The 1866-nt window shown below is 42.1% G+C and carries 1 protein-coding gene; it reads left to right on the forward strand.

The features are described 5' to 3' along the window. Positions 1–407: 407 nt before the first annotated feature. Entirely contained in the window at positions 408–1637 is a 1230-nt protein-coding gene (locus tag JT739_RS09815; RefSeq protein WP_237660939.1) for an IS110 family transposase, read from the forward strand. Positions 1638–1866 lie beyond the last annotated feature (229 nt).

The following is a 1866-nucleotide window of genomic DNA, read 5'->3' on the forward strand; positions in this document are numbered from 1 at the left end:
CCTCGTATAATATATTTGGTAAATCAAAGTTATTGAATTTCCAGATAAGCACGGACCTTGATAATTGAATATGGATGTTATTAAAAGGGCTGCATAAGAGCTGACATCTAAAACAGGGACTTGGACTTTTCGTGATGTTCCCAGATAATTATCTTAGGATCACGGGGAAATGCTTCCACCCCCTGTAGCTTTGACTACTTAACTAAGTCTGCATCCCCAGAACTCGTCTTAAACTTCTAACCCCGCAGGCTGTTCCCTCTGACAACCCATGCTGGAAGTAGCAGCTTCCAGGCAGCTCATGGTCCAGAGTGAGTTCTAATACACGAGGGTGTCCTTAAGCGAGAAATCTGGGGGCATCCCGAAGGGTCCATTTCCCTGTATCCTAAAATGAAAGGGGGTCAGTTACTATGAAGTTGTTTGTAGGTGTAGACGTCAGCTCCGATGATTTAAAAGTTTGCGTTATGGATTGTGATGGTAACAGTCTTAAAAAGTTTACTGTCCAAAACAATCCCACTGGTGCAAGTTTTCTACGGGATCAGGTCATTTCTTTAGCGGACAAGCATTCTTGTCAGGAAATCCACATTGGGATGGAGTCTACTTCCGTCTACAGTTTTCATCCTGCTATGTTTTTAAATGAGGATGAGGCCCTGCGCAAGCATCAGACAAAGGTTTATGTTATTAACGCTACGCTTGTTAATAAGTTTAAGGAGGCTTACCCTTATCTTGACAAGACTGATGATATTGATGCCTGGGTTATTGCCGACCGTTTGCGCTTTGGGCGTATCCCATATACTGTGGTTATGCAGGAGCAGCTCCTTGCCCTTCAAAGGTTAACTAGAATGCGTTACCGCCTGGTGCACAATATGACCCGTGAGAAACAGTATTTCTTGCAGAATCTATTTCTTAAGTGCAATGCTTTTAAGTCCGAGGTTGAAAGTTCTGCTTTTGGCAATGCCATGATGGAGCTTTTCCTTGAAAAATATTCTATTGATGAGATTAGCTCCATGGATGTTGCAGTTCTTGCGGATTTTCTCAGGGAAAAGGGTAAGAATCGTTTCCCCGACCCTGAAGGGGTGGCCAAATGCATTCAAAAGGCTGCCAGGTCTTCTTACAGGCTATCCAAGTGTGTGGAAGATTCCGTTGATGTTCTCCTGGCCACTTCCATTGAATGTATCCGCACTCTTTCCGCACAGATTAAACAGTTGGATAAGGCTATTGAAAGACTCCTTGATGGCATACCGAATACTTTACAAACTCTTCCCGGCATTGGTCCTGTCTTTTGTTCAGGCATACTGGCTGAAATTGGTGATATCAATCGCTTTAAGGATCAAGCTTCTATTGCAAAGTATGCCGGTCTTACATGGAGTAAATACCAGTCCGGGAAGTTCGAAGCAGAAGAAACTAAAATGATTCACTCTTGCAATCACTATCTACGCTTTTACCTGGTTGAGGCTGCCAATTCGGTTAAGAGAGTAGAGCCGGAATTTCGTGATTACTACCGGAAAAAGTATGGTGAAGTTTCTAAACATCAGCATAAAAGAGCCCTCGTCTTAACTGCAAGAAAACTTGTGCGTTTGATCGATGCGCTGCTACGCAATGATCAAGTTTACACGCCTAGAAGGAAGGTGAATAGATGAGGTAAAACACCTCCTCAATATCCTTCGGTAATTTCCAGTTTTTGGTTGATAAAACTGGGTTAGATTAGTATTGCCTTTTTTACTAAAAATAGGTTAAAAAATTTCCACTTCACCTCTTTTAGGAACTTGACATTTTACCGCAGGACTTAGGGTTCGACTTCTAAAAAACGAGCAAACATTTACACAGGCAAATAACAAATCTCCCAATTTCTTCTCTTATTTTGTCATC

The organism is Tepidanaerobacter sp. GT38 (assembly GCF_021991635.1).
Lineage (GTDB): Bacteria > Bacillota > Thermosediminibacteria > Thermosediminibacterales > Tepidanaerobacteraceae > DTU063.